At 66.3% G+C, this 20,123-nt stretch carries 14 protein-coding genes; 10 read left to right on the plus strand and 4 right to left on the minus strand.

Translation table 11 applies throughout. From position 1 onward, the window contains the following. Window positions 1-10 precede the first annotated feature (10 nt). Genes HS053_RS01155 through HS053_RS01170 form a run of 4 tightly spaced genes read left to right on the plus strand, consistent with a single transcriptional unit; the run spans window position 11 to window position 2,650 of the window. On the plus strand, window positions 11-643 hold the full coding sequence (locus tag HS053_RS01155) for a hypothetical protein (RefSeq protein WP_174209349.1): 633 nt from the start codon (window positions 11-13) through the stop codon (window positions 641-643). A 14-nt stretch (window positions 644-657) separates the two neighbouring features. After that, window positions 658-1,242 carry a molybdenum cofactor guanylyltransferase MobA gene (gene mobA / locus HS053_RS01160; RefSeq protein WP_174209350.1) on the plus strand — a complete coding sequence of 195 codons (585 nt, stop codon included), beginning with the start codon at window positions 658-660 and terminating at the stop codon, window positions 1,240-1,242. After that, window positions 1,239-2,069 (plus strand): molybdopterin guanine dinucleotide synthesis, encoded by an 831-nt coding sequence (locus HS053_RS01165; RefSeq protein ID WP_174209351.1) that lies wholly within the window; start codon window positions 1,239-1,241, stop codon window positions 2,067-2,069. The genes mobA and HS053_RS01165 overlap by 4 nt, the downstream gene beginning before the upstream one ends. Next, a complete protein-coding gene (locus HS053_RS01170) occupies window positions 2,066-2,650 on the plus strand; it encodes a GNAT family N-acetyltransferase (RefSeq protein WP_174209352.1) in 585 nt (194 codons plus the stop codon). The genes HS053_RS01165 and HS053_RS01170 overlap by 4 nt, the downstream gene beginning before the upstream one ends. A 27-nt stretch (window positions 2,651-2,677) precedes the next feature. Here HS053_RS01170 and HS053_RS01175 read toward each other — a convergent pair whose 3' ends face one another. Further along, window positions 2,678-5,230, minus strand: coding sequence for a hybrid sensor histidine kinase/response regulator (locus HS053_RS01175; protein WP_174209353.1), 2,553 nt, complete (start codon window positions 5,228-5,230; stop codon window positions 2,678-2,680). A 172-nt stretch (window positions 5,231-5,402) separates the two neighbouring features. On the opposite strand from HS053_RS01175, the gene HS053_RS01180 reads away from it, so the two are divergent. Together HS053_RS01180 and pbpC are read left to right on the plus strand one after the other, a co-directional pair. After that, window positions 5,403-10,856 (plus strand): alpha-2-macroglobulin family protein, encoded by a 5,454-nt coding sequence (locus HS053_RS01180; RefSeq protein WP_174209354.1) that lies wholly within the window; start codon window positions 5,403-5,405, stop codon window positions 10,854-10,856. 1 nt (window position 10,857) lies between these two features. Then, window positions 10,858-12,894 carry a penicillin-binding protein 1C gene (pbpC, locus tag HS053_RS01185; protein ID WP_174209355.1) on the plus strand — a complete coding sequence of 679 codons (2,037 nt, stop codon included), beginning with the start codon at window positions 10,858-10,860 and terminating at the stop codon, window positions 12,892-12,894. 30 nt (window positions 12,895-12,924) lie between these two features. Here pbpC and HS053_RS01190 read toward each other — a convergent pair whose 3' ends face one another. The 3 genes from HS053_RS01190 to HS053_RS01200 are packed head-to-tail and all read right to left on the minus strand — an operon-like array spanning window position 12,925 to window position 15,136. Continuing rightward, window positions 12,925-14,094, minus strand: a complete 1,170-nt coding sequence (locus tag HS053_RS01190) for an acetyl-CoA C-acyltransferase family protein (protein ID WP_174209356.1) — start codon at window positions 14,092-14,094, stop codon at window positions 12,925-12,927. Then, window positions 14,091-14,717 carry a maleylacetoacetate isomerase gene (maiA, locus tag HS053_RS01195; RefSeq protein WP_174209357.1) on the minus strand — a complete coding sequence of 209 codons (627 nt, stop codon included), beginning with the start codon at window positions 14,715-14,717 and terminating at the stop codon, window positions 14,091-14,093. Before maiA ends, HS053_RS01190 begins: the two co-directional genes overlap by 4 nt. Next, window positions 14,714-15,136 (minus strand): MarR family winged helix-turn-helix transcriptional regulator, encoded by a 423-nt coding sequence (locus HS053_RS01200; RefSeq protein WP_174209358.1) that lies wholly within the window; start codon window positions 15,134-15,136, stop codon window positions 14,714-14,716. Before HS053_RS01200 ends, maiA begins: the two co-directional genes overlap by 4 nt. Before the next feature lie 122 nt (window positions 15,137-15,258). On the opposite strand from HS053_RS01200, the gene HS053_RS01205 reads away from it, so the two are divergent. The 4 genes from HS053_RS01205 to HS053_RS01220 all read left to right on the plus strand — a co-directional run bounded on the left by HS053_RS01205 (window position 15,259) and on the right by HS053_RS01220 (window position 20,096). After that, window positions 15,259-16,359 (plus strand): MFS transporter, encoded by a 1,101-nt coding sequence (locus tag HS053_RS01205; RefSeq protein ID WP_174209359.1) that lies wholly within the window; start codon window positions 15,259-15,261, stop codon window positions 16,357-16,359. A gap of 105 nt (window positions 16,360-16,464) precedes the next feature. Further along, window positions 16,465-17,826: a homogentisate 1,2-dioxygenase gene (gene hmgA, locus HS053_RS01210; protein WP_458358870.1), complete on the plus strand. Its 1,362-nt coding sequence runs from the start codon at window positions 16,465-16,467 to the stop codon at window positions 17,824-17,826. 54 nt (window positions 17,827-17,880) lie between these two features. Then, window positions 17,881-19,146: a fumarylacetoacetase gene (gene fahA, locus HS053_RS01215; RefSeq protein ID WP_174209360.1), complete on the plus strand. Its 1,266-nt coding sequence runs from the start codon at window positions 17,881-17,883 to the stop codon at window positions 19,144-19,146. Then, the gene (locus tag HS053_RS01220; protein ID WP_174209361.1) at window positions 19,146-20,096 is read left to right on the plus strand and encodes an MBL fold metallo-hydrolase; all 951 of its coding nucleotides are present in this window, start codon (window positions 19,146-19,148) and stop codon (window positions 20,094-20,096) included. Before fahA ends, HS053_RS01220 begins: the two co-directional genes overlap by 1 nt. Window positions 20,097-20,123: the final 27 nt, after the last annotated feature.

Raw genomic sequence — 20,123 nt, forward strand, 5'->3', positions numbered from 1 at the left:
AGCGCCTCAGATGACCCCGTTCAAGGCGCTTGCGCTGATTGCCGCCCTTGCCCTGTCCGCCTGCTCGACCGCCGAGCCGGTCTGGGCGCCCGATACGGCGGTGGCCGCGGCCCATTACGTTGCCCCGGGCCCGAAGACCATCACGCTCTTCACCGTGGTCAGCACCCGCAGCGGATCAGGCGCGCATTCGGGCCTGCTGATCAACGGGTCGGAACGGGTGATGTTCGATCCCGCCGGCACATGGCACCACCCGGCCCTGCCCGAGCGCAATGACGTGCATTTCGGCGTGACCGACCGGATGGTGAGTTTCTACATCGACTATCATGCGCGTGAGACGTTTGATGTGATCGAGCAGACGCTTGTGGTGTCACCCGAGATCGCCGATCTGGTGATGGCGCGGGCCAAAGCCTATGGTGCGGTGCCCAAGGCGCAATGCGCCCATTCCATCACCTCGATCCTGTCGGGCGTTCCGGGCTTTGAAAGCATCCCGGGCACATGGTTCCCCAACAAGCTCTCCGACGCTTTCGGCAAGTTGCCGGGTGTCACGACGCGCCGGATCACCGATGATGATGCCGACGACAATCACGGCGTTCTCTTGGTGCAGCAAAAGCAGGAAGTCCTGCCGCCCAAGGAAAGCGACTAAGGCCGGAGGGCCCCTTGCGGATCGACGGTTGTGTTCTGGCGGGGGGCGAGGGGCGGCGGATGGGGGCCGACAAGGCGCTTGTCCTGCTCGCCGGGCGGCCCCTCTTGTCGCATGTGATCGACCGTTTTGCACCGCAGGTGGATCGGCTCTGGCTGTCGGCCAATGGCGATGCGGCGCGGTTCGCCCGCTTTGGCCTGACCGTCCTGCCCGATGCGGCGCCGATGGGGCCGCTTTCGGGTGTGCTGGCGGGTTTGCGGCGCGCGGCGGCAGAGGGGGCGACGGCGCTGGTCACCGTGCCGGTGGACAGCCCCTTTGTTCCCGGCGATCTGGTGCCCCGCCTCTGCCTTGCCGCCGAGACCGCGCCGCATGGCATGGCCATTGCCCGCGCGGGCGGGCGGGTCCATCCGGTCTTTGCGCTCTGGCCTGTGGCCATGGCGGGGCCGCTGGCGGATTTCCTTGCCTCGGGCGTCAAGCCCCGGCTGATGGATTTCGCGGCGCAGGCCGCGCTGGCCGATTTTCCCGATGACGGCAGTTTCGACAATCTCAACACGCCCGAAGACCTTGCCGCGGCAGAGGCGCTGTTGCAGGCCGCGCGATGAGCCGGTTTGACAGCGTGGTGGTGGTGGACTGGTCCGCCGCTTCGGTCCTTTCGCCCGCCCGCCCGTCGCCGGATGCCGTCTGGATTGGCCGGAACGGGCAGGAAAGCCGCTATTTCCGGGGTCGGGCGTTGGCCGAGGCGGCGCTGCGCGACCTGATTGCGCAGGAACTGGCGGCAGGGCGCAGGCTTTTGATCGGGTTCGACTTTCCCTTCGGCTATCCGGCGGGTTTTGCCGCCCGGCTGACCGGAGAGGCATCGGCGCGGGCGGTCTGGTCCTGGCTTGCGGCGCGGATCATGGACGGGCCGGACAATGCCAACAACCGCTTTGCGCTGGCGGCGGTGATCAACCGGCAGATGGGTGGGGCGGGGCCGTTCTGGGGCTGCCCGCCGGGGCTGAACCTGCCGGGGTTGCCGGCGCGCAAGACGGTGAATTACGCCGCCCTTGGCCTGTCCGAGCGTCGTGCGGTCGAGCGGCTGGTGCCCCGCGCGCAGCCGGTCTGGAAGCTTTACACCACCGGCGCCGCGGGCAGTCAGGCGCTCATGGGCCTGCCGATGATCCACCGGCTGGCGTCGCTCCCCGGCGTGGCGGTCTGGCCGTTCGATGCGCCCGAGGCGCCGGTGGTGCTGGCCGAGGTCTATCCCTCGCTCCTCGCCCGGGCGGTGGCGGCTGACACCAACCCCCTGCGGGATGAGGTGCAGGTGCGCCTCTTGTCGCGGGCGCTGGCCCGGGTGGATCTGGCGCCTTTGCTGGACGTGCCCGAGGCGGCGCGCGAAGAGGGCTGGATTCTGGGCGCGGGTCATGTGGCCGCGTTGGAGGCGGCGCTGTGAGGGTGACCCTGCGCCATGGCATTCCCGAATCCGCCCGGGACGCGGCAGCGCAGCTTTACTGGCAGGCGTTTGGCGGCAAGCTGGGCCGGGTTCTGGGGCCAGAGGCACGGGCGCTGCCCTTTGTGCGGGCGGTCATGCGGCCCGATCACGCCATCGTGGCGCTGGACGATGCCGGGCGGCTTCTGGGCATGGCGGGCTATCGCAGCGCGGAAGGCAGCTTTGCCGGCGGTTCGGTCGAAGAGGTGCGGGCGCACTACGGGCGGCTTGGCGCCGCATGGCGCCTGCCGCTGCTCTGGGCGCTGGGGCATGAGGGGCCGGACGATCATTTCGCCCTCGACGGCATCTGCGTGGCCGCAGATGCGCGCGGTCTGGGCATCGGCAGCGCCTTGGTCGAGGCGATCTGCGACGAGGCCCGGGCGCGCGGCCATGCCGGGGTGCGGCTGGAGGTGGTGGACAGCAACCCGCGTGCCCGGGCGCTCTATGAACGGCTGGGCTTTCGCGTCACGCGCGAAACCCCGATCGGTGCCCTGCGGCTGGTCTTCGGTTTTCGTGCCGCGCTGACCATGGTGCGGCCGGTCTGACGGGCACATGCTGTCGGGATACCGCGCTCATGTGCCGGTCATCGCTTCGGCCACGATCTGGACCGGATGCGCTTCATCGGGGCAGAACTCGGCCAGAATGTCCAGAATGGCGCCCTTGCGCAGCGGTTTGGTCATGTAGCGGTCGATCCCGGCGGCAAGGATGCTTTCGGCATCGCCCTCCATCGCATGGGCGGTCAGCGCCACGATGGGCACATGGCGCCGTCCGGCCTCCAGCTTGCGGATGGCGCGGGCGGCGTCGCGGCCATCCATCTCGGGCATCGAGATGTCCATGAAGACCAGATCGGGTGCGACGGCGCGGTAAAGCTCGACCGCCTCGCGGCCATTGCCGGCAAAGGTCAGCTCGATCCCGGTTTCGCGCACCATCTTCTGAAACACCAGTTGATTGGTGCGGTTGTCCTCTGCCGCCAGCACCCGCATCGCCCGCCGCTCACCCGGGGCGAGCGGTGCCGGAAGGGGCAAAGCCTCTTGCGCGGGATGGGTCAGCGATTGCAGGCGGCGGTAGAGATCGGCCCGCAGCAGCGGTTTTTGCAGGACGGCGGCCAACTCGGCCGCCCCCGCCTCTTCCCGCGCGGCACCGGGATTCGAGGACAGAAGGATCACCGGCGTTGCGACCCCCACCGCCCGCAACCGCAGCGTCAGGGCAAGGCCGTCCATCTCGGGCATTTCGTGGTCGGTGATGATCACGTCGAACTGCGCAGTCTCGGCGGCGGCAAGCGCCTCGGCACCCGAACGGCACAGCACCACCTCGATTCCGCAGGGCACCAACTGCCGTTCAAGGATGGTGCGGTTGATAAACTGGTCATCCACCACCAGCGCACGGCGGATATCCACCGGCAGCCGCGGCGCCCCCGCCTCTTCCGCCACCGGCAGCGAGAGGCGGAAACCAAAGCACGAGCCACGGCCGAATTCGCTGTCCACCCAGACGGCGCCCTCCATCCGCTCGATCAGGCGGCGGGTGATGGCAAGACCCAGCCCGGTGCCCTCGAATTTGCGGTTGGACTGGCTTTCGACCTGATTGAACTCGCCAAAGACATGTTCAAGGTTTTCGGGCGCGATGCCGATGCCGGTATCCTCGACCGTCACATGCAGCTCCTGACGGCCCTCGTCCAGCTCAAGACCGACGACGCGGATCAGCACATGACCCGCCTCGGTGAACTTGACGGCGTTGCCGATCAGATTGGTCAGAACCTGCCGCAGCCGCCCCGGATCGCCGACATAGCGGGTGGGCAGGAACATGTCGTAGTCGATCATCAGATCAAGGCCCTTCTCGCGCGCCCGCGGCTGCAAGAGCATCGTCACCTCATGGATGGTGCGTTCCAGATCGAAGGGTTCGGGGTAAAGCGTCAGCCGTTCCGCCTCGATCTTGGAATAGTCCAGAATGTCGTTGATGATCACCAGAAGCGCCTCGCCGGACGACCGGATGGTCTCGGCGAACAGGCGCTGTTCCTCGGTCAGGGCGGTGTCGCAGAGAAGTTCGGCCATCCCCACGACGCCATTCATCGGCGTGCGGATTTCATGGGACATATTGGCAAGAAAGGCCGATTTGGCCCGGCTGGCCGCCTCGGCCGCCGAACGGGCATCCTCAAGCGCCTTTTGCTGTTCCTTTTCGCGCGTGATGTCCACCCGCAGGCCCACGCGGCCGCCGTCGGGCGTCATGTGGTCCTGCGCGCGGATCCAGCGGCCATCGGCAAGCTGCTGCTCCACCGCCGCGCCGGGGTTGCGGTGCTGCGCCAGACGGGTGGCCAGCCATTCCTCCTCGCGTCCGATGGCATCAAGGTGCTGGCCGCGCGACAGGCCAAAGCGCAGGATATCCTCGAACCGCGCGCCGGGAACCATGGCGGGGGCCGATTCGTGATAGGTGTCACGATACCGCTGATTGCAGGTCAAAAGCCTCTCCTCCCTGTCGAAAAGCACGAAACCGTCTGGAATAGCCTCGATCGCGGCCCAGATCCGCATCTGGTCGGTGATGTCCAGCACAAGGCTGACCATGTCGCCGTCGCGCGCCCGCCGGTCGGCGATGCGCACCCAGCGCCCGCCCTGCAGCATCAGCTCAATCGGCTCGGCCACCTCTCCCTCCCAGCGAGAGAGCATCATGGCAATCCAGTCTTCGGCGCCGCCGGGTGGCAGATCGACCACGCCAGATTGCAGCGCCACGCGCAAAAGCTCGGCATAGCCGATGCCCGGCTCCACCCGCTGGCCGTTGAAGACGGCCAGATAGGCGCGGTTGGCGGCGACCAGCCGCGCGTTGGAATCGAAAACGGCAAAGCCATCCTCGATGGTGTTGATCGAATCCCACAGCCGCCGCTCGGCCATCACGGCGGCGGTATGGGCCTTTTCCAGATCGCCCAGAAAGCGCGAGTTCTGACCCTTCAGCACCTCGGCCTGGGTCAAGGCGGATTTCACCACCTGACGCTGTTCGACGATCTGGTCCGAAAGGGCGCGGGCGTGCAGGGCCAGCTTTTCATTGGCGGCAAAAAGCTCACGGCTTTTCTGTTCCAGAAGCCGCTCGGCCGCCAGTCTTGCGCGCCGTTCCTTTGCCAGCCGTTCCGCAATGTCCATTCCGCCGTCCTGACCCTTGGCACCGGGTTTCACCCGGGCGACTCACCAGAACATTCCCGCAACAAGATGAACGGGCGCTTAACGTGACAAATCCTTTCGCCGCCCCGAGAATCCTTGCGAAGCCGCAGACCCCATGCGAGATTCCCCGCGTTCAGTTTCGGAGGATTTTCAGATGCGCGGTTTTCGCCCGGCCCGTTTTTTTGCGGTGCTTGCAATTGCTTGGCTCGGGGCGCTGGCCCCCGCACTGACCCCGGCGCTGGCCGATGATCTGATCCCGGACCGCCGTTTCGTGCTGTCGGAAAACACCGACATGCCGGGCGGCGACCTCACCTCGATTTTCGACACCACGCTGGACGCTTGCGAGCGGGCCTGCCTGACCAACCGCGTCTGCACCGCCTTCACCTTCAACACCCGCAACGGATCGTGCTTTCCGAAATCGGGCGCGGGCGGGCCCGAGACCTATCAGGGCGCCTATTCCGGCATCGTGATTGAAGGCGATGCCAAGGCCGAGGCGCTGGCGGCGACGCGGGCGGCGGAACTGACCTTTGTCGGGGCCTGGGAACTGCCCGGCGTGACCGCGCAGGCGGCCAATCTGGCCAATGCCCATGTCACCAACGGCTACTCCGCCGAAGAGCATCTTGCCGCCGCCGCCGAGGCGGAAGCCAAGGGCGACCTTCTGGAGGCCAGCCGCTTTGTTGGTGCAGCGCTGAACCTGACCGATACGGCGGCAGATTGGGCCGAATATGCCCGGCTGCTGAATGCGGCGGGTCAAGTTAACCCCGGGTCCAACCGTGGCCTGCTGGAGCAGGCTTACACAGCCGCCGTCAACGCCTATCTGCGGGCGGACGGCGCCGCGCAACAGCACACGATTCTGGTGACCATGGCCGACGCGCTGGAAGGTGCCGACCGTGGCCGCGACACGGTGCAGGCGCTGCGTCTGGCGGAAAAGTTGCAGCACCGCGACGATACCGCTGCCGCGCTGGACGATGCCATCGGCAAATACGGCTTTCGCGTTGCCGATAACGAGGTGCAGGCCGATTCCGCCCGCCCCCGCATCTGCGTGAATTTCACCGAGGATCTGGTGAAGACGGGCGTGGATTACGCCACCTTCGTCCAGCTTCCCGCACCCGACCTGTCGGTCAGCTTCGACGGCTGGCGGCAGTTGTGTATCGAGGGCCTGACCCATGGCAGCCGCAATTCGGTGACCTTCCGCGAGGGGCTTCCGGCGGCGGATGGTCAGGTTTTGGCGAAATCGGTCGAGATCACCGCCTATATCCGCGACCGCAACCCCGGGGTGCGCTTCCCCGGGCGCGGCTATGTCCTGCCGCGCATGGCGGGTGCCTCGATCCCGGTTGAGACGGTGAACACCGAAAAGCTGGAACTGACGCTGTATCGGGTGACCGACCGCAACCTGCTGCGGGCCACGCAGAACGGCTATTTCGGCTGGCCGATGATGGAATATCAGGAATACGATTTCGGCAGCCAGATCGGCACCGAGGTCTGGCATGGCGATGCCAGCGTCAAGCAAGAGGTCAACCGCGACCTGACCACCCGCCTGCCGATGGGCGAGGCGATTGATGGCCAACCTGCCGGCGTCTATGCCCTGCGCGCCGCGGTGCCGGGGGTGGACCCCTATCAGATTGGCGCGGCATGGCAGTGGTTCGTCGTGTCCGACCTTGGCCTGACCACGATGAGCGGGGTCGATGGGCTGCATGTCTTCGTCCGCTCGCTGGGCACGGCGGCGGCGAAAGAGGGGGTGACGGTTGAACTCCTCAGCCAGACGAACGAGGTTCTGGGGTCTGCCAAGACCGATGCGCAGGGCTATGTCCGCTTTGATGCCGGGCTGGCGCTTGGCACCGGCGCTGCCGCTCCGGCGATGATCGTGGCGAAAGAGGGCGACAGCGACCTTGCCTTCCTGTCGATGACCGACCCCGAGTTTGACCTGTCTGACCGTGGGGTGGAAGGGCGCGAAGCCGCGCCGCCGGTTGATGTCTTCCTGACTACCGACCGGGGCGCCTACCGCGCCGGGGAAACCGTCTATGCCACCGCCCTTGCCCGCGATCCGCAGGCCGAGGCGGTGGAAGGTCTGCCGCTGACCGCCGTGCTGCTGCGTCCCGATGGCGTCGAATATTCCCGCGCGCTGGTGCAGGATGGCGGGGCGGGCGGGCATGTCTTTGCCCTGCCGATTGCCGGTTCCGCCCCGCGCGGTGTCTGGCGGCTTGAGGTTTATGCCGATGCCGATGCTGGCGCCTTGCAGTCGAAGACCTTCCTTGTCGAGGATTTCCTGCCCGAGCGGATCGACTTTGACCTGACCCTTGACGATCAGGCCGTCCGGCTGGGCGATACCCCGGAACTGACCGTTTCGGCGAAATACCTGTTCGGTGCCCCGGGGGCCGATCTGGCGGTTGAGGGCGAGGTGCTGCTGCGTGCTGCCAAGGGCCTTGAAGCCTGGCCGGGCTATGTCTTTGGCCGCCATGACCAACCCTTCTCGGCCGTCATGCAAAGCTTTGGCGGCACCCGCACGGCTGAGGATGGCACCGCGCTGGTCACGCTGGACCTGCCGCCGGTGGATGATCCGGGCCTGCCGCTGGAAATGCGCGCCACCGTGCGCGTCGCCGAAGGTTCGGGCCGCCCGGTGGAGCGGCAGGTGACCAAGCTGTTGACGCCCGCGAACCCGCTGATCGGGGTCAAGCCGCTGTTCGATGCGGTGGTGCCCGAAGGCAGCGAGGCGCGGTTCAGTCTGGTCGGCGTCGGTGCGGATGCGAAGGCGACCCCGATGAAGGTGCGCTGGGAAATCACCCGGATCGAGACGAATTATCAATGGTATCAAAGCTATGGCAACTGGAACTGGGAGCCGGTCTATTCCCGCACCCGCGTTGCCGAAGGGCTGTCCGACCTGTCGCAGGCGGCGGAAATTGCCGCCAAGGTGGAATGGGGTGAATATGAGCTGAAGGTGGAACGGGTGGATGGCGAGGCCGCCACCTCTACCCTGTTCTGGGCCGGTTGGTATGCGCCCGCCGATGCCAGCGCCACGCCGGACACGCTGGAACTCTCGCTGGACAAACCCGCCTACAAGCCGGGCGATACCGCCACGCTGCGGGTGGTGCCGCGTGCGGCGGGAACGGCGCTGGTCACCGTGCTGTCGAACCGGCTGGTGGCGATGCAGGCGGTTGAGGTGAAAGAGGGCGAAAACCTGATCCCGCTGGCCGTCACCGATGATTGGGGTGCAGGGGTTTATGTTACCGTTTCGGCGCTGCGGCCGATGGATGTTGCGGCGGGCCGCAACCCGGCCCGAGCGCTGGGCCTGACCCATGCCACGATTGACCCGGGCACGCGGGCGCTGACGGCGACGATTGAAACCGCCGCCGAAGCCGCCCCGCGCGGGCCGATGGCGGTGGCGGTCAAGGTCGATGGCGTGGCCGCGGGCGATGCCGCCTTTGTCACCATCGCGGCGATTGATCAGGGCATCCTGAACCTGACCGGCTTTACCCCACCCGATCCGCAGGGCCATTACTTTGGTCAGCGCAAGCTGGGCGTCGGCATCCGTGACATTTATGGCCGCCTGATCGACGGTCTGAACGGAGCCGAAGGCACCGTGCGTTCGGGCGGCGATGCGGGCGCGCAGGCGCGACTGCAGGCCCCTCCCCCCACGGAAGAGCTGGTGGCCTATTTCACCGGCCCGATTGCGGTGGATGCCGATGGCTATGCCCGTGCCAGCTTTGACCTGCCCTCGTTCAACGGCAGCGTGAAGGTGATGGCCGTTGCCTGGTCGAAACGCGGCGTGGGGCAGGCGAATGCCGATGTGCTGGTGCGCGATCCGGTGGTGGTCACGGCCAGCCTGCCGCGCTTCCTGTCGCCGGGCGATGAAAGCCGTCTGCTCTTGGAAATCGTCCATGCCACCGGGCCTTCGGGCCGGATGAGCCTTGATGTTGCCTCGGCCGGCCTGACGCTGGGCGATGTGCCGTCGGGCTTTGATCTGGGCGACAAGGCCAAGGCGGTCTTTGCCGTGCCGGTCACGGCGGGGGCGGTCGGCAACCAGACCATTACGGTTTCGCTGACCACACCGGACGGCAAGGTGCTGAAGAAAGAGCTGACCGTCCCGGTGCAGGTCAATGACCCGCCGGTGGTGCGCGTCAGCCGTCTGACGCTGGCCAAGGGGCAGTCGTTCACGCTGGACCAGAACGCCTTTGCCGGGATGATCCCCGGCACCGCCAAGGCGACGATGGCCGTCGGCCCGATTGCCCGGCTGAACGCGCCCGGCATCCTCGCGGCGCTGGACCGCTATCCCTATGGCTGCACCGAGCAGATGACCTCCAAGGCGCTGCCGCTGTTGTATTTCGATCAGGTGGCGGTGGCGCTGGACCTGCCGCAGGCCGACAACATCAAGGGCCGGGTGCAGGAAACCATCACCGAAATCCTGATGAACCAGTCGGCCAATGGCGGCTTTGGCCTCTGGGGGCCTGCCGATGGCGACATGTGGCTGGATGCCTTCGTGACCGACTTCCTCAGCCGTGCCAAGGCGCGCGGGTTCGAGGTGCCGGAACTGGCGCTGCGCCGTTCGCTCGACAACTTGCGCAATCAGGTCAACTATCAGCCCGATTTCGATAAGGGCGGCGAGGCGCTGGCCTATGCGCTGATGGTGCTGGCGCGTGAAGGCGCGGCGGCGGTGGGCGACCTGCGCTATTACGTCGATGTCAAGGGCGATGCCTTTGCCACCCCGGCGGCGATGGCGCAACTGGGCGCGGCCTTGGCCAGCTATGGCGACCAGCCCCGCGCGGATGCGATGTTCCGCCGTGCCGCTGTGGCGCTGGATGCGCTGAAAGGCCCGGAGACCGAGCAGATCTTCCGCGCCGATTATGGCACCACCTACCGCGATGCAGCGGCGGTGCTGGCACTGGCGGCGGAAACCGGCAGTCAGGCCGTGGACCGCGAGGCGCTGACCACCCGCATCACTCAGGACCGCAGCCTTTCGACGCAAGAGGCAACCTGGGCCCTGCTGGCGGCCAATGCGCTGATCGACCGCAAAGGGGCCGAGGGCATCACCATCGACGGTGCCCCTGCGGGTGGGCCGCTGGTCAAGGTGCTGGACGCGGGGGCGACGCAGCCGGTGGCGGTGAAGAACGGCAGCGACGCCGACACGACGCTGACCATCACCACCTATGGCGTGCCGTCGGAACCCGAACCCGCAGGCGGCACCGGCTATGCCATCACCCGCAGCTATTACACGCTGGCCGGTGAGGCGGCGACGCTGGACGGGCTCAAGGTGGGTGACCGGCTGGTCGTGGTGCTGGAGGTGACGCCCTTTGGTCGCGGTGAAGCGCGGCTGATGGTGAACGATCCGCTTCCGGCGGGGCTGGAGATCGACAATCCTAACCTGATCACCGGCGGCTCGACGCAGGCGCTTGACTGGCTGAACCTGCAATCCGAAGTGGCGCACAGCGAATTCCGGCAGGACCGTTTCCTGACCGCGATTGACCGCTACGACAATCAGCCCTTCCGGCTGGCCTATATCGTGCGCGCCATCTCGCCCGGCAGTTTCCACCACCCGGCGGCCTCGGTCGAAGACATGTATCGCCCCGACCTGACGGGCCGCAGCGAGACCGGCCGTCTGGTGATCGCCGAGTAAGATGCGCGCGGCTTGGGTCTTTGCGCTGGCGGCGGGCCTCTGGCTTGCCGCCTACGGGCGCGACCGCTTTGACTTATGGGTCGATGCAACGGTGCTGCCGCCGCTGGTCGTCTCCACCTCGGTTGAGGTGGTGGACCGGGGCGGGGCGCTGCTGCGCGCCTATACCGTGGCCGATGGCCGCTGGCGGTTGGCGGTGGACCCGGGGCAGGTGGACCCGGCCTTTCTGGCCGCGCTGGTCGCCTATGAGGACAAGCGGTTCTACGATCACCCCGGCGTGGACCCGCGCGCGGTGCTGCGCGCGGCCGCGCAGGCGCTGCGCTATGGCCGGGTGGTGTCGGGCGGATCGACCCTGACGATGCAGGTCGCGCGACTGCTGGAGGAATCGGGCACCGGCAGGGTGGAGGGCAAGCTGCGGCAGATGCGCGTGGCGCTGGCACTGGAACGGCGGCTGACCAAGGCGCAGATTCTGGCGCTTTATCTGCACCTTGCCCCCTATGGTGGCAATCTTGAGGGCATCCGTGCCGCCACCCTGTCATGGTTCGGCAAGGAACCGCGCCGCCTGACGCCCGCCGAGATTGCGCTGCTGGTCGCCATCCCGCAGGCGCCTGAAAGCCGCCGCCCCGACCGCAATATCACCCGCGCCAGCGATGCCCGCGACCGCGTGCTGGACCGGATGCAGGGGGCGGTCCTGATCAACGCCGATCAAGCCCGCGCCGCCCGCACCGAACCCGTGCCCGCCACCCGCCGTCCCTTTCCGGCGCTGGCGCCGCATCTGGCCGACCGCGCCCGTGCCGAAGACCCGACGGCACAGCGCCACGCCCTGACGCTGGACAAAAGCCTGCAAACCGCGCTGGAAAAGCTCGCAGCCGAGGTGGTGGCCGGGCAGGGCGATCGGGTGCAGGTCGCGCTGGTGGTGGCCGATCACCAAAGCGGCGAAATTCTTGCCTCGGTCGGTTCGGCGGCGTTCCGCGCCGATGCCCGTGCCGGCTTTGTCGATATGACACAGGCGCTGCGCAGCCCCGGCTCCACCCTGAAACCGCTGGTCTATGGGTTGGCCTTTGATGAGGGGCTGGCCCATCCCGAAACCCTGATCGAAGACCGCCCGACCGATTTCAACGGCTACCGCCCGCAGAATTTCGACCGGCAGTATCGCGGCACCATCCGCCTGCGCGAGGCGCTGCAACAGTCGCTGAACATCCCCGTGGTCGCCCTGACCGAGGCGCTGGGCCCGGCGCGACTGCTGACCGCGCTGGACAGGGCCGGGGTGAAATACCGCCTGCCGCCGGGCCAGCCCGGGCTGGCCATCGCGCTGGGTGGCATCGGGGTGACCCTGCAAGACATGGTGCAGCTTTACGCCGCCATCGCGCGCGGCGGGGTGGCCCTGCCGCTGCGCTGGCGGTTGGGCGACAGTGAGGAGGGCCAGCGCCTGATGGCCACGACAAGCGCGTGGTTCGTTGGCGATATCCTTGCCGGCCTTGCCCCGCCGCCGGGCGCGCCTGCCAACAGGCTGGCCTACAAGACCGGCACTTCCTATGGCCACCGCGATGCCTGGGCCATCGGCTTTGACGGGCGGCATGTGGTGGGGGTCTGGATGGGGCGGCCCGATGGCACGCCGGTTCCGGGCGCCTTTGGCGCCGACCTTGCCGCGCCGGTGCTGTTTCAGGCTTTCGCCCGGCTTAAACCCAAACTGGCGCCTCAACCGCCCGCGCCCCCCGCGACGCTGCTGGTGTCCAACGCGCAACTGCCGCAGCCCTTGCAGCATTTCCGCGACCGTCACGCCGCCTTCAAACCCACCCCCGATGCCCCCGCCGTCAGCTTCCCCCCCGATGGCGCCGAGGTGGAGCTGCTGCCCGAGGGGCTGCTGGCCCGGGTCGCGGGCGGCACGCCGCCCTATACCTGGATGGCGAATGGCGTGCCGGTTGCGCTGGCCCTGACCGGGCGCGAGGTCATGCTGGCGGGCCTTGGCACCGGCTTTGTCACCCTTTCGGTGATCGACGCCGAGGGGCGGTCAGCGCGCGCCACGGTGCGGCTGCGCTGACCGAAGATTTTTCGACGAAAAATCTTCGCCTCAGATCCGCTCGATCGCCAGCGCAATCCCCTGACCGCCGCCGATGCACATGGTGATCAGTGCGGTCTTGCCGCCGGTCCGCTCCAACTCGTGCAGCGCCTTGACCGTCACGATGGCGCCCGTCGCCCCCACCGGATGGCCCAGCGCCACCGCGCCGCCATTGGGGTTCACCCGTGCCGGATCAAGCTCCAGCGCCCGGGTCACCGCAATGGCCTGCGCCGCGAACGCCTCATTCGATTCCACCACGTCAAAGGACGACGGTTTGACCCCCAGCTTGGCGCAGAGCGCCTGCACCGCCGGGATCGGACCGATGCCCATGATCGTGGGGTCCACCCCCGCGACAGCATAGCCCATGATCCGCGCCCGGGGCTTCAGCCCCTTGGCCGCATCGGCCCGCGCCAGCACCAGCGCCCCCGCCCCGTCATTCAGCCCCGAGGCATTGCCCGCCGTCACCGTGCCGTCTTTCTGGAAGGCCGGGCGCAGGCCCGCCAGAGCCTCAATCGTGGTGGCTTTCGGATGTTCGTCCTGCGCAAAGCTGACCGGACCCTTGCGGCTGGCCAGTTCGACCGGAACGATCTGCTCCGCAAAGCGCCCCTCGGCAATCGCGCGGGCGGCGCGGCTCTGGCTTTCCAGCGCGAAAGCGTCCTGATCTTCGCGGCTGATGCCGTCGCGCTTGGCCACATTCTCGGCCGTCACGCCCATATGGCCGGTGCCGAAGGGGCAGGTCAGGGCGCCGGTCATCATGTCCAGCGCCTTGGTGTCGCCCATCTTCTGACCCCAGCGCGCAGCGGTCAGCGCATAGGGCGAGCGGCTCATGCATTCCGCCCCGCCCGCCAGCGCGAAATCGGCATCGCCCAGCATCAGCGCCTGCGCCGCCGAAACGATGGCCTGCGCGCCCGAACCGCAGAGGCGGTTGACGTTCATCGCGGGCGCTGTTTCGGGCACACCGGCCTGCATCGCGGCAACACGGCTCAGATACATGTCACGCGGTTCGGTGTTGATGACATGGCCGAAAACCACGGTGCCGATCTGCGCCGCCGCGACACCCGACCGCTCAATCGCGGCGCGGGCGGCATGGGTGGCAATTTCGATCGGCGGCAGCGCGGCCAGCGATCCGCCAAAGGTGCCGATGGCAGTGCGGGCAGCAGAGAGAATGACGATATCGGTCATGGTTTCACCTTGTCGGGATGGGCCGCCGCAAGGGCGGGGATGTCCCGCAGTTCTGTCACAATCCGCGCGATCCGGGGATGAGACGTAACGTCCAGTCCGACCCTTTCTGCGTTGTAGATTTGCGGCACAAGGCAAAGGTCGGCCAGTGTCACCGCATCGCCATGGCAAAAGCGCCCGGTGGCCGGGCTGTCCAGCATCACCTCAAGCGCCGCCAGCCCCTGAGTGATGTAATGGCGCTGCCAATCCTCGGCGGTATAGGTGCCGCCCGTCAGGCGCTGCACATGGGCGCGCACCGACAGATTGCAGATCGGCGCAATCTCCATCGCCACGGCATGGGCCAGCGCCCGCACCCGGGCACGGCCCGCCGCGTCGGGCGGCAGGAAACTGCCGCGGCCGCTGTCATGCAGGTATTCGATGATGGCCAGAGATTGGGTCAGAACCAGCCCGTCAAGCTCAAGCGTCGGCACCAGTCCTTGCGGATTGCGCGCCAGATTGTCGGCGGCCTTTTGTGCGCCCGACAACAGGTCAACCGCCGCGCGTTCATAGGCAAGCCCGCACAGGTTCAGCGCCATCCGCACCCGATAGGCCGAAGAGGAACGCCAGTAATCATGTAAAAGGATCATGGTTCTTCCAGTAACAACAACAGCGCCGCGCGGAAGGCGGCAGCATCCACCCCCAGCCGGGCCAGAACCTCGGCCTGATAGGCATCGGCGATCGGCACGATCCGGTCGATCAGCGTGCGGCCCTTGGCCGTCAGTCGCATATCCAGCAGGCGGCGGTCCTCGGCATGGGCGCGCTTTTCGATCAGGCCCTGCGCCTCAAGCCGGGCCGCCGCCCGGCTGACCTTGGATTTGTCCATATCCACCCGGGCATGAATCTCGCGGATGGAAACCGAATCCGACTGCGCCAGATGGGCCAGCACCCGCCATTCCGGTATCGAAAGGCCGAATTCGGCCTTGTAGCGCTCGGCAAAGCCGCGCGACACGCGCGAGGCGGCGACGGCCAGTTGATAGGGCAGGAAGGCCGCCAGATCGAAACCCATGATGTCCCCCGCAAAAGTCTTGTCGCCAAAGGTGCCTTGCGCCGGGCCGGCGCGCAAGCCATCTGGTTGACCTTTCCGGGGCGCGCGGAAATGGTGGCGCCAGTGCGTACAGAGGACGGAACATGCAAGGCACAGTGGCAGCGCGGCGGGCGCTGATGGCGTCGGGATTGGCAAGCTTTGTGCTGCTGGGGCTGGCGCAGGCAATTTTCGGCCCCGCCTTGCCGGTCTATCAGCAACATTTCGGCCTTGATACCGCGCAGGCCGGCTGGCTGATCTCGTCCTTCTGGGTTGGCTGTTTCTCGGGCGTGGTGGGCATGTTCCTTGCCGCCGGCAAGGCGGGCCCGCGCCCGGGGCTGGCGGCTTCGGTCATCGGGGCGGCGGTTATGGGGCTGGCGCCGTGGTGGCCGCTGGTCCTTCTGGGCGGGCTGGTGTTCGGGGCTGGCTATGGCAGCCTTGCAGCGGTGTTCAACCCGCGCATCCTGTCGGCCTATGGCAGCCGCGGCGGCGCGATGATGAGCCTTCTGAACGCCATCTTTTCCTTTGGGGCCATCGCTGCGCCGCTGGTCTTCCTTGCGCTGGGGTCCGAGCCGCGACCGACCTTTCTGGTCTTCGCCGCCTTTGGCGCGGTGATCTGGCTGGCCTCGGGATCGGTCAGCCGCGACGCCGTGGGGGCTGCGACCGAACGGACCGGCTACCGCCTGCACTGGCCGATGCTGATCTTTGGCGTGGTGGCCATCGGGATGGAGGCGGCGCTGGTCTCGTTGGGGCCAACGGCGCTGATCCGCGCCGGGGTGGCGGCGGGAGAGGCATCGCAACTGCTGTCGATCTTCTACGTCTCGTATCTGGTGGCGCGGCTGGTGCTGGTTTTCGTGGCCGACCGCATTCCGGCGTTTTCGGTCTATGTCGCCTCGATGGCTTTCACCGTGATCTGCGCCCTGGGGGCGCTGTTCATCAGCCCGGCGTGGTTCTTTCCGCCCATGGGCATTTCGGCCAGTCTGTTTTTCCACGGGTTTTTCGTGACCGCCACCCGCAAGATGGGCAGCGATGCACGGGTGCCGCCGGTGATCATCGGTTCGGGCCTGATCGGGGCCATCATTCTGCCGCTGCTTTGCGCGCAACTGATCGGGCTGATGGGGGATCGCGGCTTTTTCTGGCTGATCCTGTTCTGGGCCTCTGCCGTGACACTGGCTTCTGCCGCCGCCCTTCCGCGAATGAACCGCTAAAAAGGCGCTCTGTTGCCCCGGAGCAGACTTCTGTTGACATCGTTGCAAGTGCAACGATAATTGCCGCCAGAGAGACTCATCAAATCCATCGCCTCCGGGGGGAGCATGAATTTCCAGTCCAGCATCAGCGGTCTGACCCGCGCTACCGACACCACGGGCACCCATCCCGGCTATATGCCCGGTTTCGGCAACGACTTTGAAACCGAGGCGCTGCCGGGGGCGCTGCCGCAGGGCATGAACAGCCCGCAGAAATGCAACTATGGTCTGTATGGCGAGCAGCTTTCCGGCACCGCCTTCACCGCGCCGAGCCATCAGAACGAACGGACCTGGTGCTATCGCATCCGGCCTTCGGTCAAGCATACCGGGCGCTTTACCAAGATCGACCTGCCCTATTGGAAATCGGCGCCGCATATCGACCCGGACGTGATTTCTCTGGGCCAATACCGCTGGGATCCGGTGCCGCATTCGGGCGAAAGCCTGACCTGGCTGACCGGAATGCGCACAATGACGACGGCGGGCGATGTGAACACCCAGGTCGGCATGGCCAGCCACATCTACCTTGTCACCGAAAGCATGGTGGACAGCTATTTCTTCAGCGCCGACAGCGAGTTGCTGGTGGTGCCGCAGGAAGGCCGCCTGCGCTTCTGCACGGAACTGGGGATCATCGACCTTGAGCCGCAAGAGATCGCCGTGCTGCCGCGCGGCCTTGTCTACCGGGTCGAGGTGGTCGAGGGGCCCTGCCGCGGCTTTGTCTGCGAAAACTACGGTCAGAAGTTTCAGCTTCCGGGCCGTGGCCCCATCGGCGCCAATTGCATGGCCAACCGGCGCGATTTCAAGACGCCGGTTGCCGCCTTTGAAGACCGCGAGGTGCCTTCGACCGTCACGGTGAAATGGTGCGGTCAGTTCCACGAGACGAAGATCGGCCACAGCCCGCTGGATGTGGTGGCCTGGCATGGCAATTATTGTCCGGTGAAATACGACCTGCGCACCTATTGCCCGGTCGGCGCGATCCTGTTCGATCACCCCGATCCGTCGATCTTTACCGTTCTCACCGCGCCTTCGGGGGTCGAGGGGACGGCGAATATCGACTTCGTTCTGTTCCGCGAACGCTGGATGGTGGCCGAAGATACCTTCCGTCCGCCATGGTATCATAAGAACATCATGTCCGAGCTGATGGGCAATATCTATGGCGTCTATGATGCCAAACCCAAAGGGTTTGTGCCCGGCGGGATGAGCCTTCACAACATGATGCTGCCGCACGGGCCGGACAAACAGGCGTTCGAAGGGGCATCGAACGCCGAACTGCGCGCCGAAAAGCTGGACGAGACCATGAGCTTCATGTTCGAAACCCGCTTCCCGCAGCACCTGACCGCCTTTGCCGCCCGTGAAGCGCCGTTGCAGGATGATTACATCGATTGCTGGACCAGCCTTGGCAAGAAATTCGACGGCACGCCGGGCAAGAAATAGGCATGATGGATTTGGCGGGCATGAGGGTTTCTCATGCCCCGATCAGGAGGAACGATGAACCTGCAACTGTCCTGGGTGCCGGGCGCCAACCGGCCCGACGGGGATTTCCCGCTGAACAACCTGCCCTGCGGCGTCTTCTCCCGCGCCGGCGAAGAGCCGCGCTGCGGCATGGCGATCGGCGATTTCGTGCTGGACGTTGCGGCGCTTGAGGAAGAGGGCCTGCTGGTTCTGGACGGCGGACCTCTGCTGGACGTGCCGTTCTGGAACGAGGTCATGGAGGTAGGGCCGGCGGTCTGGGCTGCGTTGCGGGCGCGGGTCGCAGAATTTCTGAACGAAGGTTCACAATTCCGCGCGCAGGTCGAACCGCATCTGGTGCCGCTGGCCGATGTGGCGCTGCATATGCCCTTGCTGGTTTCGGAATATACCGATTTCTATGCCGGACGAAACCACGCCCAGAATGTCGGAACCATGTTCCGTGGCGCTGAAAATGCCTTGCCACCCAATTGGTTGCATATCCCCATTGGTTATAATGGCCGCGCCTCGTCGGTGGTGGTTTCAGGCACCCCGGTTCGCCGCCCCTGGGGGCAGGTCAAGGGTCCGGACCATGCTGTGCCTGCGTTCCAACCCTCGCGCCGCTTTGATATCGAGCTGGAATTGGGCGCCGTTGTGGGACAGGCTTCGACCCATGGCCATCCGGTGACCGTGGATGAAGCCGAAGCGATGATTTTCGGCTATGTCTTGCTGAACGATTGGTCGGCACGCGACATTCAGGCTTGGGAGTATCAGCCGCTCGGCCCGTTTCAGGCCAAGGCAACGGCCACCAGCATCAGCCCCTGGATCGTGATGTCTGCGGCGCTGGAGCCGTTCCGCACCTCTACCCCGGCGCGCGAGGTGCCGCTGCTGCCCTATCTGCATGAACCGCGTCCGATGCTGTATGACATCGCGCTGGAGGTCGCCCTGACCCCGGAGGGAGGGCGGGAAACCGTGATCAGCCGCACCAATTATGCGGAAATGTATTACTCTGCGCCGCAGCAACTGGCCCACCATACCACCAGCGGCTGCGCGATGACGGTCGGTGACCTGCTTGGTTCGGGCACGATTTCGGGCGCTGCAAAAGATGCACGCGGCAGCCTTCTGGAACTGAGCTGGGGGGGCAAAGAGCCCTTCGCCATCGACGGCGGCACCCGCAGTTTCATCGAAGACAATGACACGCTGACCCTGCGCGGACATGCGCAGGGCAAGGGATATCGGATCGGGTTCGGCGCGTGCCGGGGGCAGGTGCTTCCCGCGTTGGCCGACCCATATGCACGGGGGAAGTGATGGCAAAGGCATTCGCATCGCAAGGCGATCTGGGCGAGAAAAAGACGAGTTTCACCGAAATCGGCCCCGGGCTTTACGCCTTCACCGCCGAGGGTGATCCGAACACCGGCGTCATCATCGGCGATGATTCGGTGATGGTGGTCGAGGCGCAGGCGACGCCGCGGCTGGCCCGCAAGGTGATCGACTGCATTCGGCAGGTAACGGACAAACCGATAACGCATGTGGTGCTGACCCATTATCACGCTGTGCGGGTTCTGGGCGCAAGTGCCTATGGTGCAAGGGAAATCATCATGTCCGACGCCGCCCGCGGCATGGTGGAAGAGCGCGGTGCCGAGGATTGGGCCTCCGAATTCGGCCGCTTTCCGCGGCTGTTTCAGGGCCATGAAGAAATCCCGGGTCTGACCTTTCCGACCACCACGTTCAGCGACAGCATGACGGTCTATCTTGGCAAGCGCCGGGTTGAAATCATGCATCTTGGTCGCGCGCACACGGCGGGCGACGCGGTGGTCTGGGTGCCGGATTCCGAGGTGATGTTCACCGGCGACATCGTGGAATATCACTCTGCCTGCTATTGCGGCGATGGCCATTTTGCCGATTGGGGTGGCACGCTGCAGGCGATTGCCGATTTCGACCCGGTGGCAATTGCGCCCGGTCGCGGCGACGCGCTTCTGGGCCGCGACATGGTGGCACGCGCGCTTGAGGCGACCGCGGATTTCGTTGACAGCACCTATCGCCCGGTGGCGCGCGTTGTGGCGCGCGGCGGCAGTCTGAAAGAAGCTTGGGACGCGGTGCGCGCGGCCTGTGATCCCAAGTTCAGGGACTTTGCGATCTACGAACATTGCCTGCCGTTCAATGTCGCCCGCGCCTATGACGAAGCGCGCGGCATCGACCATCCGCGCATCTGGACCGCAGAGCGGGACCGCGAAATGTGGGCTGCCTTGCAGGGTTGAATACCGGATATTGTGGCTCGGGGAGGG

Origin of the sequence: Tabrizicola fusiformis (assembly GCF_013328815.1) — a bacterium.
GTDB lineage: Bacteria > Pseudomonadota > Alphaproteobacteria > Rhodobacterales > Rhodobacteraceae > Fuscibacter.